Source organism: Photobacterium marinum, assembly GCF_000331515.1.
Classification (GTDB): domain Bacteria; phylum Pseudomonadota; class Gammaproteobacteria; order Enterobacterales; family Vibrionaceae; genus Photobacterium; species Photobacterium marinum.
Genome location: NZ_AMZO01000049.1, coordinates 12,684 through 29,448 on the forward strand (window position 1 = coordinate 12,684; position 16,765 = coordinate 29,448).

General features: G+C 42.6%; 16 protein-coding genes. 2 read left to right on the top strand and 14 right to left on the bottom strand.

The genetic code is table 11. The features are described from left to right. The 13 genes from dgoD to C942_RS23625 form a co-directional block, all read right to left on the bottom strand. Positions 1-1,149 carry a galactonate dehydratase gene (gene dgoD, locus C942_RS23565; RefSeq protein WP_007471255.1) on the bottom strand — a complete coding sequence of 383 codons (1,149 nt, stop codon included), beginning with the start codon at positions 1,147-1,149 and terminating at the stop codon, positions 1-3. A gap of 10 nt (positions 1,150-1,159) precedes the next feature. Next, complete coding sequence (locus C942_RS23570; protein WP_007471256.1) at positions 1,160-2,440, bottom strand: TRAP transporter large permease; 1,281 nt, start codon at positions 2,438-2,440, stop codon at positions 1,160-1,162. Further along, positions 2,440-2,952 (bottom strand): TRAP transporter small permease, encoded by a 513-nt coding sequence (locus C942_RS23575; protein ID WP_007471257.1) that lies wholly within the window; start codon positions 2,950-2,952, stop codon positions 2,440-2,442. The genes C942_RS23570 and C942_RS23575 overlap by 1 nt, the downstream gene beginning before the upstream one ends. A 78-nt stretch (positions 2,953-3,030) precedes the next feature. Further along, entirely contained in the window at positions 3,031-4,035 is a 1,005-nt protein-coding gene (locus C942_RS23580; protein ID WP_007471258.1) for a TRAP transporter substrate-binding protein, read from the bottom strand. A gap of 20 nt (positions 4,036-4,055) precedes the next feature. Beyond that, positions 4,056-4,730 carry a 2-dehydro-3-deoxy-6-phosphogalactonate aldolase gene (locus tag C942_RS23585; RefSeq protein ID WP_007471259.1) on the bottom strand — a complete coding sequence of 225 codons (675 nt, stop codon included), beginning with the start codon at positions 4,728-4,730 and terminating at the stop codon, positions 4,056-4,058. Then, entirely contained in the window at positions 4,720-5,637 is a 918-nt protein-coding gene (locus C942_RS23590) for a 2-dehydro-3-deoxygalactonokinase (RefSeq protein ID WP_036801653.1), read from the bottom strand. The genes C942_RS23585 and C942_RS23590 overlap by 11 nt, the downstream gene beginning before the upstream one ends. A gap of 87 nt (positions 5,638-5,724) precedes the next feature. Beyond that, positions 5,725-6,447, bottom strand: a complete 723-nt coding sequence (locus C942_RS23595) for a FadR/GntR family transcriptional regulator (RefSeq protein WP_007471261.1) — start codon at positions 6,445-6,447, stop codon at positions 5,725-5,727. A gap of 153 nt (positions 6,448-6,600) precedes the next feature. After that, positions 6,601-8,235 carry a methyl-accepting chemotaxis protein gene (locus C942_RS23600; RefSeq protein ID WP_051035897.1) on the bottom strand — a complete coding sequence of 545 codons (1,635 nt, stop codon included), beginning with the start codon at positions 8,233-8,235 and terminating at the stop codon, positions 6,601-6,603. Positions 8,236-8,481: 246 nt separating this feature from the next. Then, positions 8,482-8,976 carry a hypothetical protein gene (locus C942_RS23605; protein ID WP_036801655.1) on the bottom strand — a complete coding sequence of 165 codons (495 nt, stop codon included), beginning with the start codon at positions 8,974-8,976 and terminating at the stop codon, positions 8,482-8,484. Positions 8,977-9,019: 43 nt separating this feature from the next. Continuing rightward, complete coding sequence (locus tag C942_RS23610) at positions 9,020-10,045, bottom strand: nitrilase-related carbon-nitrogen hydrolase (protein ID WP_007471267.1); 1,026 nt, start codon at positions 10,043-10,045, stop codon at positions 9,020-9,022. Positions 10,046-10,055: 10 nt separating this feature from the next. Then, complete coding sequence (locus C942_RS23615) at positions 10,056-11,219, bottom strand: MFS transporter (protein ID WP_007471269.1); 1,164 nt, start codon at positions 11,217-11,219, stop codon at positions 10,056-10,058. A gap of 14 nt (positions 11,220-11,233) precedes the next feature. Continuing rightward, the gene (locus tag C942_RS23620) at positions 11,234-12,808 is read right to left on the bottom strand and encodes a hypothetical protein (protein WP_007471271.1); all 1,575 of its coding nucleotides are present in this window, start codon (positions 12,806-12,808) and stop codon (positions 11,234-11,236) included. An 8-nt stretch (positions 12,809-12,816) separates the two neighbouring features. Then, positions 12,817-14,001: a hypothetical protein gene (locus C942_RS23625; protein ID WP_007471272.1), complete on the bottom strand. Its 1,185-nt coding sequence runs from the start codon at positions 13,999-14,001 to the stop codon at positions 12,817-12,819. Between the two features lie 215 nt (positions 14,002-14,216). Here C942_RS23625 and C942_RS23630 point away from each other — a divergent pair, with 215 nt between their 5' ends. Beyond that, on the top strand, positions 14,217-14,807 hold the full coding sequence (locus tag C942_RS23630; protein WP_036801657.1) for an acetate uptake transporter: 591 nt from the start codon (positions 14,217-14,219) through the stop codon (positions 14,805-14,807). Here the strand turns inward: C942_RS23630 and C942_RS23635 are convergent. Next, a complete protein-coding gene (locus C942_RS23635) occupies positions 14,797-15,378 on the bottom strand; it encodes a TetR/AcrR family transcriptional regulator (RefSeq protein WP_036801659.1) in 582 nt (193 codons plus the stop codon). The two genes, C942_RS23630 and C942_RS23635, sit on opposite strands and share 11 nt — an antisense overlap. A gap of 428 nt (positions 15,379-15,806) precedes the next feature. Between C942_RS23635 and C942_RS23640 the strand changes: the two genes are divergently transcribed. Next, a complete protein-coding gene (locus tag C942_RS23640; RefSeq protein ID WP_036801661.1) occupies positions 15,807-16,235 on the top strand; it encodes a GFA family protein in 429 nt (142 codons plus the stop codon). Positions 16,236-16,765 lie beyond the last annotated feature (530 nt).

Consider the following 16,765-nt stretch of genomic DNA (forward strand, 5'->3'; position numbering starts at 1 on the left):
TTACCACTCCGCAAATGAACCGTCGCGCTGGCGCCATACTGGGTTACGCCAACGGTGACCAACTTTGGCCATCTCTCTGAGGTACGCTTCATCAATATCTACCCCCAGGCCCGGTCCGGCAGGCAACGGACAATAACCGTCCTTGAAGGTGAACACCTCTTTGTTTTTGAGGTAATCGAGTACATCACACCCCTGGTTGTAATGGATCCCTATACTCTGTTCTTGGATCACCGCGTTCAGTGCGACCGCATCAATTTGGATACACGATGACAGAGCAACTGGACCTAACGGGCAATGGGGAGCCAGCGCTACGTCGTAAGCCTCTGCCATAGCTGCAATCTTACGAACTTCTGTAATACCACCGGCATGAGATAAGTCCGGTTGAATAATGTCGATCCCACCACGCTGTAATAATGGCTTGAAGTCCCAGCGTGACAACAACCGCTCGCCGGTAGCAATAGGTATGGCCCCGTACTGGGCGATTTCATGGATAGCATCAAGGTGTTCCGGCAAAACTGGTTCTTCAACGAACATCGGCCGCAGCGGTGCCAGTTCTCTCATCAGTACCTTGGCCATAGCCTTGTGGACCCTGCCATGGAAATCAATTCCGATCCCCATATCAGGATGAGTAGCATCCCGTACAGCCTGAACCCGCTCCAGAACTGCATCAACCTTGCTGTGATCGTCGATGTAGTTCATCTCTTCAGTCCCGTTCATTTTAATTGCGGTAAAGCCCAGTGCCATTCTTTGCGCAGCCATGCTGGCAACATCATCCGGACGATCACCGCCAATCCACGAGTAAGTCCGGATTTCATCACGACATTTCCCCCCCAACAATTGATAAACCGGAACCCCAAGGTCTTTCCCCTTAATATCCCAAAGCGCCTGGTCAATACCCGATAGCGCACTCATCATGATGGGCCCACCGCGGTAAAAACTGGCCCTATACAGCACATTCCACAAATCCTCAATATCGCGAGGATCTTTACCTATGACATAATCCATCAACTCTTCTACTGCGGCATGGACAGTATGGGTTCGCCCTTCAAGGACAGGTTCCCCCCAGCCGACAATACCGGTGTCGGTCACCAGTTTGATAAAGCCCCAGCGAGGCGGAACAATGAAGGTTTCAAAACTCACAATTTTCATGGCTATCACTCTATTTCGCTAAATCGGGTAAGAACGTTACGACACCAGGCAGGAATACCAGTGCAATTTGCACCAACAGCATACTCAGCAGGAAAGGCACCACAGCCTTGGTCAATTGCACCATTGATGAGCCGGTTATCCCTTTGGCTACAAACAGATTGACCCCGACCGGAGGAGTGATCAGCGCCAGCTCGGTACCAACAATCAGAATTATGCCGAAGTGGTAAGGACTTATTCCGAGCTCAACCAGGATCGGTAAAAACAGCGGCGTATAGATAAGGATTTGAGCAGCAGTTTCGATAAACAGGCCCGTAAACATGATCAAGGCAACAAATATCAACAAAATGATCATTGGGTTATCCGTTACCTGCAAAATCGCCTGGCCAATCAACTGCGGGATCTGGCTCATAGTCAGGTAACGGGCAAAAGCCGTCGCAAAGCCGAGGATGATGATCACACAGCCGGTTGTGATGGCTGACTTAACCACGATCGGTCGGATATCTTTAACACTGATTTCCTTATGGACAAACAAGCTGACAATCAAGGTGTAAATCACCGTGATACAAGCGGCTTCTGTCGCGGTAAATACACCAGAATAAATACCGCCAAGGATAATCACTGGCGTTAGCAGCGCCCATTTTGCATCCCAGAATGCACTGGCCACCTTACTCGCATCAAATGGTTCAGCCTGGCCAACATAACCTCGGTGACGGGCAATCAGGTACACTGTCAGAATAAGCCCAATTCCTACCATAGCCCCGGGTATAAAGCCGGCGAGGAACATATCCCCAATTGAGATCTCAGCGGTCACGGCATAAATAATCATCGGGATCGACGGTGGGATCAGGATACCCAGAGAGCCAGCAGACGCCGTCAACGCCCCGGCAAAATGGCGGTTGTAGCCTTTTTCCACCATCGACGGTACCATCATGGAACCTATCGCGGCCACAGTTGCCGGTGACGAACCGGAAATAGCGGCAAAGAACATACAGGCGATCACCGTAACAATCCCCAGGCCCCCTGTTGTGCGCCCAACCAGAGTCGATGCAAACCCAACTATCCGTCGTGACAAGCCGCCGGTCTCCATGACAAAACCGGCCATAATGAACATCGGAATAGCCAAGTAAGTGAAGGAGTCCAGACCGGAGAAAGAGAGTTGAGCGATAAACCCGCCACTGATCCCGTTCATCATCAGTGCAGCCAGAGTCGACATCCCGATACAGATAGCTATCGGCACCCCAAGAAACAGCAGGCAGACAAAAATGATCATGGTAAAACCGAAAGAAACCATCAGTGCGCCTCCTCACTCTGTAATGTTGCACCGACTTGATCCTTTTGCCGGTAACGCATATATACCCGTTGGATCAAACGGGCTGAAATCAGAAAGAAAAAGACAGGTACAATCATGTATACCCAGCCGATCTGCCAGCCCAGTGCCGGTGTTACCTGCTCAACGCGCAAGGCCTCAATGGTGATTTCCACACCATAGGCACCGATGTAGATCATAAAGGCGCACCAGGCGACATCGATAGCTTGTTCTAAGCAATACTTGGCTTTACCTTTGACAAAGTTATCAATGATTTCGACCCGGACATGTGCCCCTTTGAGCACAGCCAGGCTCGAGGCGGCATACACCAAAGCTATAAACACATAACGGGCCAGCTCTTCCGTCCAGGACAGAGAGAAGTTAAAAACAAACCGAAACAGGATTTGCAGTAAACACAAGGTGATAAGTGCAAGAAACAGCACCACACTCAGATATTCCTCAAACTCATCGAAGAACTTTTTAACGATTTTGGACATAATGATCCCTCACCCCAAACGGTGATAATCAAATAACCTCAGTTAGGGAAATGGGCCAACATCAGCTGGCCCCCTATGCTATGACGCTTCCTTGACCTTCTGCTGCAGCTCAGCAAAGAACACCGGATCTATCTGATCGCCATGCTGTTTAACCACAGGGGCCACCGCATCGCGGATCTCCGCTTTTGCGCTTTCACTCAGTTTGTGGAACTGTACCCCGGCTTCAATCATCTTCTGTAATGATTGTTCATCCTGGGCCCTTACAGCTGCACGCATTTCATTCTTTGCAATGACCGCCGCATCCTGCAACACTTTCTGCTGCTCTACCGTCAAGCCATCATAGAATTTCTTGCCGACCACAAAGACCACCCAGCTATAAACATGACCGGTATCTGAGGCATACTTCTGCACCTCAAACAAACGCTGTGAATAGATATTGGTGTAGGGATTTTCCTGACCATCGACAGTACCCAACTGCAATGAAGAGAACAGTTCAGAGAACGGCATTGGTGTCGGATTCGCCCCCAAAGCTCGAAACGCATCCAGATGCGAGCGGTTTTGCATCGTCCGCAGCTTCAACCCCTTGAAGTCACTCAGTTGGGTAATAGGGTGAACATTATTGGTCACATGACGAAAACCAAAATTGCCGTAACCCAAGCCGACATAACCGGCGTTTTCCAACTTACCCAATAACTCCTGCCCCCACTGCCCATCAACCACCTTGTTGGCAACATCTTCAGTCGGGAAAATAAAAGGTAGCTCCAAAATATTGAACTCTTTAACAATATTACCCATTACAGCTGGTGCAGGCAGGTTCATCTGAGCGGTATTGAGCTTAATCGCTTCCAATACCTCCTGATCATTGCCTAATTGGTTACTAGGATAGATTTGTACGTCTAGTTTGCCCTCAGTTTGCTTCTCGACGTAATCCGCAAACGATTGCATTGCTTTGAATTCAAAATGTGATTCAGGTACACCTATTCCCACCTTCATCACTTTCACTTCACTTTCGTTATTACCGCACCCGGCTAAGGCCAGCAGACTCAGTGTTCCTATGGCAACAGAGGTAAGATATTTTTTCATTTGAGATCCCTTTTCTACTTTTATTGTGATAATTCCCAAGCCTGTCGATACTGGCGGGCTCTTTGTTTCAACGCAGAGAGTGTCATACTCGGTTGGTACAAACCGGAGCCGAGGCCAAACCCATTGGCACCGACCTGACGAAACTGGTTCATTTGCTCAGAACTGGCTTCAACGCCTCCCACAGGCAAACAAGCAACATCAGTAGGCAGCACAGCACGCAAAGCCTTTAGGTGAGCAGGTCCCAAAGTCTCAGCCGGAAACAATTTAAGACCACTTGCTCCATACGCCAGAGCCTCAAAAGCTTCTGTCGGTGAAAGCACCCCAGGCAAGATCACACAACCGGCCTGCGCCGCCCTACGAATAACAGCAGGATTCATATTTGGGGTGACAATAAGCCGGGCCCCGGCATCAATAGCTGATTCCAATAGTGTCAGGTCGGTAACCGTCCCAGCACCAGAGTAAATTGTCCTGCCATAGCGTTTTGCTAGGAATTCAATACTCTGAAGTGCACCTGGACTGTTTAACGGCACTTCTAAAAAGTTAAATCCTTCGTCTACCAGAACATCAGCAACATCAGGGATTTCCGCTGGGTTGATGCCGCGCAGGATTGCTACCAACGGCAACGAGGCAAACAGAGGGTCAATAATCAACTTAGCTGGTGTGATTATTGTTTCGGTCGGGGAATTAGCTAACATGTCGGCTCTCCTTAAGTTGTTGATAAATCTGAGTCATACCTACGAGGAAACAGCGATCACCGCTGATAAACTCAGCGTGAACCCCCAGCCATTCCATTGCTAACAAATACCATTGACATAAGCCTTCATCACCAACCACAAACAACGGCGTACCGGCCCCCTTCAAAGCCGCCAGTTCACTGCCAATTAACAGCCCCGACAGATAACTTTCTACCGCTTGAATTGGAATTTGTTCGAACAATCTTAGGGTACGTACTGAGAACAAGACTTGGCTTAGTCCCCCCTCAAGGCTGGCATCAACCCCTTTTAAGAAGCTAGTCTGGCAAGGTTGCTGGACAGGGAGCTGACGCCCGAGGATAGAATGGTGTTTGAGTAAAGAAAACAGCTCGCCAGTCATGAAGGTATTGAACGATTGCACGACATCACCGCACAGTACTGCGTGTTTGCTATGGGTACCGGGCAAAATAGCTCGCAGCCTTGGAGTGGGAGCCAATGCCGCCAGTCCCAGCAATTGTAACTCTTCACCACGCATTACATCGGGCAACCCGGCTTGATTGATAGCGCTGAACCCGGGGACAATCCAACCGCTTTGCCCATTACCCAACTCGACCAAAACGAGTTTTTCCGATAGGGATGCAACAGAAGCAGGAACAGACACATAAGGAGCCTCTCGCCAACCTTGTTGGGAACCAACCATTCCGCCCAGAAGCAATGGCAGGCTATCTCCACAATGGTGCCAAGGTGCCAGCAATTGGTGTAACACTGTAGGAAATTCCCCACTCGTTACAGCCAGCAACCCTTGAGAAGCACTGATCTTATCTAAAACCGAACCGTCGGTGGACATAAGAAATGCCCTGAAATTCGACGTACCCCAGTCTATTGCTATCCATAAGTCTTTTGTAGTCATACAGGTAATACATAGGATTAATTCTTGTAGTACAAGTTAGGCTACTGTAGTTCTTTATCAATAGCTGTGATCAATCGCTAATATCTATTAATGTATCAAAGAAACAAAGTCTGGATCGTGAGGCAAGACTTTTCGCATTGATGCCAAGACAATTTCACGCATCCTTTGACGGGCTGTTTTGGCATTACGCAAGCGGATCGCCTCTAACACATCCCAATGCTCCTGCAATGCAGGGCCACTCAAACTGACATCATCTTCTAGGGTGTTTGAAAACGACAGCTCCATTGTCGCGATAAGCAAATCACCCAGCCCAACGAGGAACGGGTTGTGAGCAGCCATGATGATTGCCCGGTGAAAATAAATATCACCTTGGTTAAACTGCTCCCGACAACCATTGTCCCGACCGTCACGCATCATTTCATAACCGACTTCCATCTCAGCCAAATCCCGTCCCGTAGCGTTGAGCGCTGCCAGGGCCGCAATATTCGGCTCAAACATCAATCGGGTTGCAATTAAATGAGTGATGATACGATCACTACTTTTAACCCCGGACATCCAGCGCATAACATCGCTATCAAGCCAGTTCCATTGCTCAATAACTGCCACCGTTGAACGCTTTTTCGGTTGTATGATGATCATCCCTTTACCAGCCAAATTTTGCAGCGCTGCACGGACCGAGGTTCGTGAACTTTCCAGCGTCCGGGCTATTTCATTTTCTCCTGGCAACTGCTCTTCTGGCGCATACTGGCCCGAGACAATCCATTGGGCTATTTTTTCTGTCAATGCAAGGGTAATTGTCGTTGGTTTCATTCACTCTAAATCATGTATGACAAGTTAGAGCGTAAGAGTACAGACAATCAGAAAAAACGACAAGCCATGAACACGAAAGAGAAACCGGTAAAAACGATGGAAAATCACCAACAAGCTAATTTGTAAACCTTCTAAACAAACGAGACATTGACTTTATGTCACCGAGAACCGCTCCATCGTTGTCGTCAGTTTCAACGCCAGTTGATGCAATTCATCACAAGACGCAACACTGAGTCCCGACTCATCTACAACCGTAACGGAAGATAAGTTGATATTCTCAATGTTTCGCCCCACCTCATCTATCACGTTATCTTGCTCGCCACATGCAGCCGCTATACTGATCCCCATCTCAGCAATTTTCGAGATACTCTCCTCAATAGATACGATTTTATCCGCAGTAAGTTGTCCATATTCGACACATTGAGCAATCATACTGCAGCTTTCCTCTGTAGCCTTGGTCGCTTCAACGGCACTGTGCTGAAGATTGCTAATTATGCCAATAATTTGATTGGCTGACTCTTGAGTTCGCCCCGCTAAAATGCGTACTGAATCAGCAACCACCGCAAATCCCCGCCCTTGCTCTCCCGCACGAGCAGCCTCAATTGCCGCATTGAGAGCCAAGAGGTTAGTCTGCCTAGCAAGATCACTAATAACATCAACAACCACACTGATATTGCTTGATTGCTGCTCTAAGTCTTGAACCAAAACTCCGGTACGCTGCACCGCACCAGAAACATTATGAATCAACGTCATATTTTGATTGATATCTTTACAACCCAACTGAGCCTCATTACATGCAGAAACAGACACATCGGAAGCATGTTGCGTACTGGCTGCAACCTGAGCGACGTTGGCCTTGACTTGTTCGATCGCAGTCGCAACCATCGCAATCTCATCTTGCTGTAATTTCATTCCGAGAGAAGATTTATGAGCAACCGAACTCAAATCTTCAATGGCTTTTTTCAAATGCTGGACACCAAGCATCACCTCTTCAACGATTGCTCGTAACTGGCTCTGCATTTTCAATCCAGCATCTGCCAACGAGCCAAATTCATCACTTCCAAATGCCTTGGCACTGAACTTACAGCTTAAATTTCCTTCTGCGGTTGCATTGACCAGATACATCACTTGCTTTAACGGCAAGCAAATAAATCGATTAAGAGTGATATTCATCAACAACATAAAACAGGCAAGTATAGCAATACCGAATAAAGCACCAAGCGCAATCTCATGAGTGGTTTTGAGCATCGCATTACCACCATCCTTAATATTTTTTATTTCTAACTGCCTAAGCGCCTGCAGATCGCTGGCTAACATTTTATAATCATCAAGCGAAGCTGAAAGTACACTTCGAGCCTGTTCAAAATTATAATTAGCCACCTCACGAGAAAACTTATCCTGAGCTTTTTTATAATTGTTCCAGGCATCTACTGCACTGTTATAATGCATTTCGCTTTTATCGATGGAAATGTCTGCTGCGTAACTTTTAAAATTATGCTCTATCTGCTCCGTGAATTGCTCAATATAATTAATATAATAGTTTACTTTATCAGTATCTTTAAATGTAAGTATTGCATATTGAGTCCGCCGCATATTATTGACATCATTACAAATGTCGTTAATCAATATGACACTTGGCAAAGCTTTTTTCTGGAATGATGATATCCCTCCACGAACAATATTAAGCTCTAATTCCAAATAAGAGCCAAATATCATCATCGATAAAGAAATCGCCAGAAAAACCAAGGCAAGCTTCTTTTTTATTGACAGATTGTTATAATTAATCATAATTCATAAAAACAGTTATGAGATAATCCAAATCAAATAGGTCCATATAGTTAAGATAAGCAAGCACATTGCCTAACCACATTTATAAACACACTCTCACAGTTAGCAATATATTTATACCCAATAGATTTAATTTATTTTTAAAAAGAGATTTATTCGAATGAATAAATTGTTATTATTAATAAAGGCTACATGTTCTGGAGATATAAATTCGCGTTTTAATCTTTGGTTCATGTAGCCTTCCCACTACAGTTTAATCTTACCAAGATCTTTCCAGCTCATTGTTGTAATTCTATTAGCTTTTCTATTAATGGTTACAACTTTAATGCCATATGTGATTTCATTTGGTGTATCAGGGAAAAAATTCACATAACGACTGACAACAACAGAGAGATCATTGACATAATCAGTATTTGAAACACGACATGTTTCTCGCTCCACAAATCCATGCTGATGTAATTTAGTTAAAATATCATCTGCGAAGGCTTTTGGTGTAAGCGTTAAATATTGATCGTTGAGATTAACACCAGTAACAAGACCATGTTCACTAAATACGTTACGCTTTAGGTCAACCGTTCTACCTTCTCGCATATCGTCATAGTAACGACTTAGCACATCATCCTTTGCTAAATAAGACCCACAAACCATCCCCCCATTTTCAAACGGCAATGTTTCTGCGTATGAATATAGAGAACTTAGTAAGGTAAATAATGATAAACAAGATAAGATGACTCGAATCATAATTCCTCCGGAACAGGGAGAGCACCCCCTCCCCAAAAATACATTAGTAGATACGCTCTACCCCATTGCCAGTTATTTTTTTTCCGTCGACATACAGCGTATAGTCACCCTTTAGGCGGTATGAGTCGGTAATCGAGTGAAGGGCAAGTGATCCCTTAACCTTATCTGTATCGACAACCGTGGTAACAAGTCGAGTTTCAAACGGTTTAGTGATATCAAGGATCACACCATGCGGATCAACTGCAGCACCGCCCCCAAGACCTGCCGCAGGTGCCTTCGGAGGCATAACTTTTTTCCATTCATTCAACAGGTCTTCGTCGGATTTTCCAAGCGAGTCCCAATTAAACATAATGCTGCTCGAAAGCACGTATGAATGAACATTGCGACCTATATAACGCATTTCAACAGTGTATAAACCGCCAAGTTCCTCATTAAAATAATCGCCTGTCGGTAAGAAAACAACATCGGGAGCATTAAGAGCCAACTGGGATACAGTCAAAGGATTTCTCGCTTCCCAGCACTGGACAGCACTGACCTGTAAGCCCTGTATCGTGACATTTTTGATAGTTGAAGCTTCACCATAACTCCAATATTGACGCTCGGTATGTGAACCAGATGTCTTGCGGTGAACGTTCACCACCTCACCGTTCTCATCTATAAAAATAATTGCATTATAGACGGTGTTTCGATCGCCACCCTCTCCACGTAAATTAGCCCCGAGTATGACCCCAATATTGTACTTCTTGGCTGCAGAGCGGATCTTTTTAACCTCAGGTCCATTCAAGTCAATGGAGCCATTAATAAATGCAGCTTTATGTTTCTCGCCATCAACAATATTTATTGTTTTCTCGACATAATTCCAAAGAGGGTAACCACCAATGTATGCTTCTGGTGTACTTAGAATTTTTATTCCTTCACTATGAGCTTTTTTCATCCAGCCAATTAGATCATTCGTTGACTGTCCAGGATTTAAATAATGGCTGGGAGCAGAAAGAGTTGCGACCTTAACCTGATCTGCAAATGCATTCATAGATAAAAGCATACAGCCTGCAACGATAACTTTTTTCATTATTAACTCCTTACGATTTAACATTTTTGATGCCATAAAATGATGCGATTAATGCTGCGATAACACCGAAGACAATAAATACACCCTCATAGCCTAAGCTAGGTATTATCGGGGCAGCCAATAAGCCAGCACTGAAATTTCCACCAAAGACAGTAGCAATTAATATCCCCATCGCGGTTCCCATAATTGACGGGCTGACAGTTGACATCAAACGAACAGCTGAGTTTGGCATTAATAAACCCACCCCCAATCCAGAAACAGCACAACCGATAAATAAAGTTACAATGTTGGTCGACATCCCCATCAACGCATAACCAATAAAGATCAAGCCAAAAGATGTCATGTAGATAAAATCAAAAGACTTATTTGCTTTAAGTTTCCCATAGAAAAAAGCGGATAACGCAGATAATGCTGTCAATAGATTTATCGCAATGCCTGTCGAACTGGCCGATGCACCAAATTTACTCATAACAAATGGGGTATAAACCATTGCTGCATAATACACGGCCATTCCAAGCCCTAAGGTAAGAAGGATCAAGAGAACATCTTTCGTAAGCACTTTCTCTTTTGTATTTGTATCCTTAAGTTCAATTGAATTACCTACACCTCTTACAGGTTCAGTCAAAAATAGATAAGTCAGAATCAAAAAGAAAATAGCGACAAAATACATTAGAAATGTATTCTTGAAATCATAAGCGGCAACGAATGTCCCAAGCTGAATGACGACAACTGCAGACAGTGACGCAAATGTACCCTGGTAACCCGAAAACTGCGCTCTCCCTTGAGGGTCATCTTTAAAATAGTCAGCCACTAATGTACTGATCGCTGTCATATTTAGAGCGGTAAAAATACCAAATGCAAACCTCAATCCCAGTAAGTAATAAATGTTGTCGACCATGACATAACCAGAAGCCCCCAATAAGGCATATCCCAAAAGCCCAACTCTCATAAAGGCTAAGCGCCCATATTTATCAAGCAACTGGCCAATAAACGGAGCAAAGATCATCATTGCTAAATTAGGCAACAGCATTGCGTAAGGTGCGAGTTTTTCACTTCCAGTCAGGTTGGCAATCTCTGGTAAGATTGGGGCAATCAGTGCACCACTTGCCACCGTACATACCCCACAGAGTAGCAATGTAAGGCGTTTTCCTAAGCTAACGTTATTATTTTGCATACCAAGCCTCCAAACTATTTAAAGTCATCAACATCAACTGAAGTTACAATTGATGCCTGAAAAGCCTTCATCATCTTTGAAGCCGAACCACCCGATACAACAAAATTGATTGAATTTTTAGGAAACGCCGGGACTAAATCATCTCCCGTGCTTTCATCATCAAAATAACGCAGGTACTCCTTCGGATAGCCTTGTAATTCATTCTTACCGGCCCCCAACTCAAGCTGTGGCTTAGTGAAAACTAAATGCCATTCCTCCCAAAACTGTTTCAACGTTATACATGACGTTTTTTGATAATAATCCCCTGCCTGCTCCAAACTGCCATATTCCAAAATCAGTTCATCAGCACGCTTGGGTGAAACAATTACGGTCAGCCCTGTTTGATAATCAAATCGCTTAGCGATATCCATCATGCGTTCAAATGGCATATTCATGAAATTGCCGATTTGAGAGCAAAAACCCATCGCAAGGCTAACCGTATCGCCGCCACTACCATCGAGGTAATCTGGGTTTTCAACGATAGCTGGCGCTCCCAGTGATTGGGAGCCAATCACCCCAAAACAGATTTCACCTTGCATCCACCCTCCTACAGCAATTTGGATTAATCGCAGAAAACGCCCAAAAGGCGCGTTATAAGCGTTAGGAACACCGGATATTGCGTGCTCTTTGTAATTAAAACCGTAAGATTCAGGTGAAGAAGTACGCACAATGGGCAAAAAACCAAACGAGTTTGTGGAAATCACACAAGCATGAAGCGGTGCCTTACCATACGCATTAACCAGTGCCAGTGCGTAAGGTAAGTGCTGAGGATTCAGACCGGCCATAACTGCAACTGTTGCCACCTGAAGCACATTAACAACCGATTTATTAGGGTAAACATTTTCAGAAACAACTGCATAACGGTTAAGACTAGTCCCTTGTAGCATCAACTCGACAGCTTCGGTAGTAGGAATAACCACCGGCGAACAATCTGTTTTATGATTTTCAACCAACCATTGATAGGGATCACCGACAGCCTCAATGATTTCCGGCTCTTTAGGAAAAGTAAACTCACCTGATTCTTTTTCACTACCGCTCAATTGCTTGTACAACGCATTCAAAATACAATCAAAAGCAGTTGAAATCGCTACTGTGGATAACGAGTCGCCAGGGTAATCCGTATAAACACAGCGTGTTTTCGTACCATTTTCATAATTAGCATTAATGCAGTCATTCTTAAATGTATTATAAGTAACAACAATTGTGGGGGTTTGTTGTTCAGCGTCGATTAAACCTCCATAAACCGTTGCGAACTTAGAAGTCGAACATGAAGATGCTCCAAAATATATGACAGCGTCATACTTACCAAGACATTCACGCTCCTCAGCATCATCCTGGTCGAAAGCTCGTCTCTTATAAATACGAGTAACACTGGCACCTGCCTTTTCAAACATTCCTGCAAGCGTATCTGAGAAATAGCCATCATATAAAGAGCCATCTTGCCAAGAATAATAAAACACGATGGCTTTATCTTGAACCGTTGTTAAGCGCTTACTTAATGGCTTAAGATCAACATTTTTCTTTGAACCTGTTGGGTTATAGAACTTCATATTTAGCCTCAAAATTTATAAAAATGAGTTAAGCGAATACCAAAAACGTTATTTGAACTTTTGCCGCCAATACCGCCATCCTTATCTAGCAAAGCGCTACCTGATGTCCCATAGTGGTCATAGGTAAATGCAAAAGAAGTATCTTGATCGATGTTGTAATTAAGGATTGCTTCAGTAACGAATGTATAATCACCCTTTCTGGAGTTGCCCCCCATTGAATCAACTGCAACGCGAGTCGCTGATTGGGAAGCAATCAATGACCAGTCTTCATAGTTATACTTCGTTCCTACTAAAACATTTAGGTCTTCAACTTGAGCATCACCATTGCTCATGCCAACACGACTAAATAAAGCAATATCATCTGTTACCCAATCACTTACAGTAAATACAGCAGCGTTAACAGCAGGGTTTTCAGAAGTAATACCTTTATCCATTTTATTGAAGCTATCTACATGATTTAGCGTTATTTGGAAATGTCTTTTTGACGTGTAGTAATTAGCTTCAACAACATAAGACAAGTCGCCATTACTGATGTTTTTACCAGCATTAAGCGATTCCCGATCCCCAAAAGAATCACCAACAATTCCAGTAACACTCCAATTTGAGTCACTAAATTGATGCTTCGCTACCACAGCAATTGACGGGAACGGTGGAGCAACAACCCGCGTTGCAGCATTAGCATAATCAACACCATTAGTAAGATCACCAGCAAATACAGGGTCTGCTAAGTAGTAGAGGGATGTATCAACTTTACCTATAATGAACGAGTTATTTTTATTGTTATAACTTAGGTTTAACTCATAAATTCCAGATAAGGCATTCACAGTTTTAATTGAATTGGGAAAATGATCCGACTCAAATGTGTTAACACCAAAGCTGAACGGATTTGTTAGGCTATATGCATCACCAATTGTTCTAAGATCAAGATAATCTAATGATACAGTCCACTTATTCTTGGTATAGTTAACAATGAAAGCATTTTGCAGACGTCCTGATGAATCTGCAATGACTGGATTGATATTAACATTTCCATTTTCATAAGTTGGTGCTTTTAACCCCCTCAACATGTCATTATTCGCTTTTTGGAAAGTTAAGTTACTAACGACAATACCATGCAAACCATCAAGACCAGTTTCCTCTGCATGGGCACTAATTGAAAATAGTGCTGTTAAAACAACAATATACCTCTTCACACTTTGCCTCCTTAACACAAGACGAAAATATTGGACACCACCGTCCTATTAATTATTTTTGATTGTTGACTACTGATTTATTTTTAATATAGTGCCAAATGGACACGGTCGTCCATATAAAAAATGTGATCCAAGTTTTATCGAATACTTTTAATGACGTTAAATTAAACAATCTTGATTTAGATCAATCAAAATAAAATAACGAGGGTAACAAGATGCATATAGAAAAACAGAATGATCCGACATCGATGGGGCTTTTTGGACTGGCATTGGTAACTTTGGTTGCTTCCTCAACCAAATTAGGCCTCACACATGGTGTAAGTGGAATACTTCCATGGTCTATATTCTTAGGTGCTGGAATCCAACTTTATGCAGCTAAACTTGATGCGAAGAAAGGGAATAATTTCGGAATGACTGCCTTTAGTGCTTTTGGTTGTTTTTGGCTTGGCGTCTCACTTCACTGGTTAATTTCGTTGAAAATATTGGGCATTCCTGCCTTTAACGCCCTTGATAACAACCAATTTGGATTTGCTTTAATCGGATATACAGTATTTAGTATCTATATGACCATTGCCTCTTTAACGGTGAATAAAGCAATGACAATACTTTTTGTATTAATAGATTCACTGTTAATTAATATGACATTAAATAATTTCGATATAGAGCCTTCTTATACTCATAATCTGGCTGCCATATCGGAGTTATCCATATCGTTAATGTCATTTTACATGGCAGCAGCTTTAATGCTAAATGAGCGCTTTAAAAGGCAGTTATTACCTCTTGGAAAAGCGCTCATTAACCCTTAACTTTCTTTATTGAATTGAGGATATTCAAAAATAATGCATCAACACTCTTTTCATCGATTGTTGGTGCATTTCCTTTTGAAACATTAACAGCCAAATTCACCACAACACCTAGAGTCATGATATTTAAGTACTCAATAGGCATGTCAATAGTATTTCCTTGTTGTTTTTCCTTTTCTAACCTATCTAGCCATGGCTGAAGTTCATCCATACTGACATCATTATTCATCTCATGAAAGTATTCTTTAATTAGTTGACCAGCAATAACTGTTGATTTAAATCCAATGCATAACTGCCAAGTAGAATGCGCAATTTTAATCCAAGATTCATCAAATGAATCATCTTGCTTCCAATCTTTAAAAAGCTCACTTTCAATCCTAAAGTTTAAATACTCCTTTATATTAATCAATAATTCATCTTTATCCTTAAATCGATTGTAAAATGTGCTTTTCCCAATATCAGCCTTCGCACAAATAGTTCTTACATTGCAAGCTTGAATACCTTGTAGAGCAATTTCTTCAATTGCTGTTTTCACTAATTTGTGCTTAATAAAATCATTTTTAAAAAACTTCACGACTCACCTAAAGACGACTGTTAAATCATTATTACATTATACATAAAAACAACCCAAACATACACACTACATATTGTCATTATGCTTCTTAACATGATTATTGCCATACATTAAACGCCCAAAAATAAATTTTGATGAAATATATTTGTTTTTAACCATCAAAATACTGATTCCGCCTAATCAACAATGAAGTGATTCTAGATCACCAACCAAGAGAATGGAATCAATCAGTGTCAGCTAACATCGATGTCAAATCATATATTTACCAACGTTAGACGCGTAGGCACCAGAGAGTGTTATTCGTCAACTTAATCCCTTTTGCGATCTAACTAACTTAAATTACTAATTATATTTATCATACTAAAGAATAATCATGAAAGGCTGTATAATACGGTCTCTCAAACAGTTATGTTAGAGAGGATTCCAGGATGGATAAACATTATCATGAAGCAGCTTGCCTCTGCGGTAAAGTACGTTTAAAGATTCATAAGCTCTCAGGCCAATTTATTGTCTGCCATTGTGATACCTGTAAAAAGTGGAATGGTGGACCACAATTTGCCATGCCCTGCGGTACGGGAGTTGAAGTTCAAGGTATAGAATATTTGTCTGAGTTTCCCTCTTCTCCCTGGGCCAAAAGAGGCTTTTGCCGGAATTGCGGAACACACTTATATTACAAACTAAATCAATCGGGTAATTACAATGTTTTACTTGGCGTTCTAGGGCTTGATAAAAAAGTAAAATTGGAAATGTCGATGCAGTATTTCATTGATTATAAACCAGATTGCTACAGTTTTGACAACAACTGCCCTGTGATGACTGAAGCTGAAGTGCTCGAAAAGTTCAGCTCATCAAATTAAACAATAATTAATCAAAAAGGACTCAAAACACTTAGCGCTTTGAGTCCTTATTTGTATTAATGCACAAGAACAAGGTGGTGCTTGCACAGGTAGCATAGATGCCGCGGAACAAAGCTAAGTAGCAAGATAAAGAAAACAGACAAGTAACTAGTGATTAATGAGGACATCATCAAAACAAGACTTCACGTATCTATAGTCAACTGCACATAATCCAATATACGAACAGCTTGCTCTTTTTTACACGGTGAAGACCGTAATGGTACAAACAGACAAACAGACAAACAGACAAACAGACAAACAGTATGAATCCAATATACGAACATCGATCACACTTTTACACGGTGAAGGGCGTTTACGTCCCCTCAAACAAAATACCAAACCACACTATTTTTTACACCGCGAAGACCATCAACAAAGATAAACGACTGATTTAAAAAGATTTACCGCCTCAAGGGTAAGCATCTATTCAGTTAATCGTTAAAAAAATAGATTTTTATCTTTGATAAAGGTGTTCACACCCAACTATCGTT

Bases quoted from the DNA above. Each gene is read 5' to 3' on its own strand.
- dgoD (WP_007471255.1), bottom strand. From the start codon at position 1,149: ATGAAAATTGTGAGTTTTGAAACCTTCATTGTTCCGCCTCGCTGGGGC.
- C942_RS23570 (WP_007471256.1), bottom strand. From the start codon at position 2,440: ATGGTTTCTTTCGGTTTTACCATGATCATTTTTGTCTGCCTGCTGTTT.
- C942_RS23575 (WP_007471257.1), bottom strand. From the start codon at position 2,952: ATGTCCAAAATCGTTAAAAAGTTCTTCGATGAGTTTGAGGAATATCTG.
- C942_RS23580 (WP_007471258.1), bottom strand. From the start codon at position 4,035: ATGAAAAAATATCTTACCTCTGTTGCCATAGGAACACTGAGTCTGCTG.
- C942_RS23585 (WP_007471259.1), bottom strand. From the start codon at position 4,730: ATGTTAGCTAATTCCCCGACCGAAACAATAATCACACCAGCTAAGTTG.
- C942_RS23590 (WP_036801653.1), bottom strand. From the start codon at position 5,637: ATGACTACAAAAGACTTATGGATAGCAATAGACTGGGGTACGTCGAAT.
- C942_RS23595 (WP_007471261.1), bottom strand. From the start codon at position 6,447: ATGAAACCAACGACAATTACCCTTGCATTGACAGAAAAAATAGCCCAA.
- C942_RS23600 (WP_051035897.1), bottom strand. From the start codon at position 8,235: ATGATTAATTATAACAATCTGTCAATAAAAAAGAAGCTTGCCTTGGTT.
- C942_RS23605 (WP_036801655.1), bottom strand. From the start codon at position 8,976: ATGATTCGAGTCATCTTATCTTGTTTATCATTATTTACCTTACTAAGT.
- C942_RS23610 (WP_007471267.1), bottom strand. From the start codon at position 10,045: ATGAAAAAAGTTATCGTTGCAGGCTGTATGCTTTTATCTATGAATGCA.
- C942_RS23615 (WP_007471269.1), bottom strand. From the start codon at position 11,219: ATGCAAAATAATAACGTTAGCTTAGGAAAACGCCTTACATTGCTACTC.
- C942_RS23620 (WP_007471271.1), bottom strand. From the start codon at position 12,808: ATGAAGTTCTATAACCCAACAGGTTCAAAGAAAAATGTTGATCTTAAG.
- C942_RS23630 (WP_036801657.1), top strand. From the start codon at position 14,217: ATGCATATAGAAAAACAGAATGATCCGACATCGATGGGGCTTTTTGGA.
- C942_RS23640 (WP_036801661.1), top strand. From the start codon at position 15,807: ATGGATAAACATTATCATGAAGCAGCTTGCCTCTGCGGTAAAGTACGT.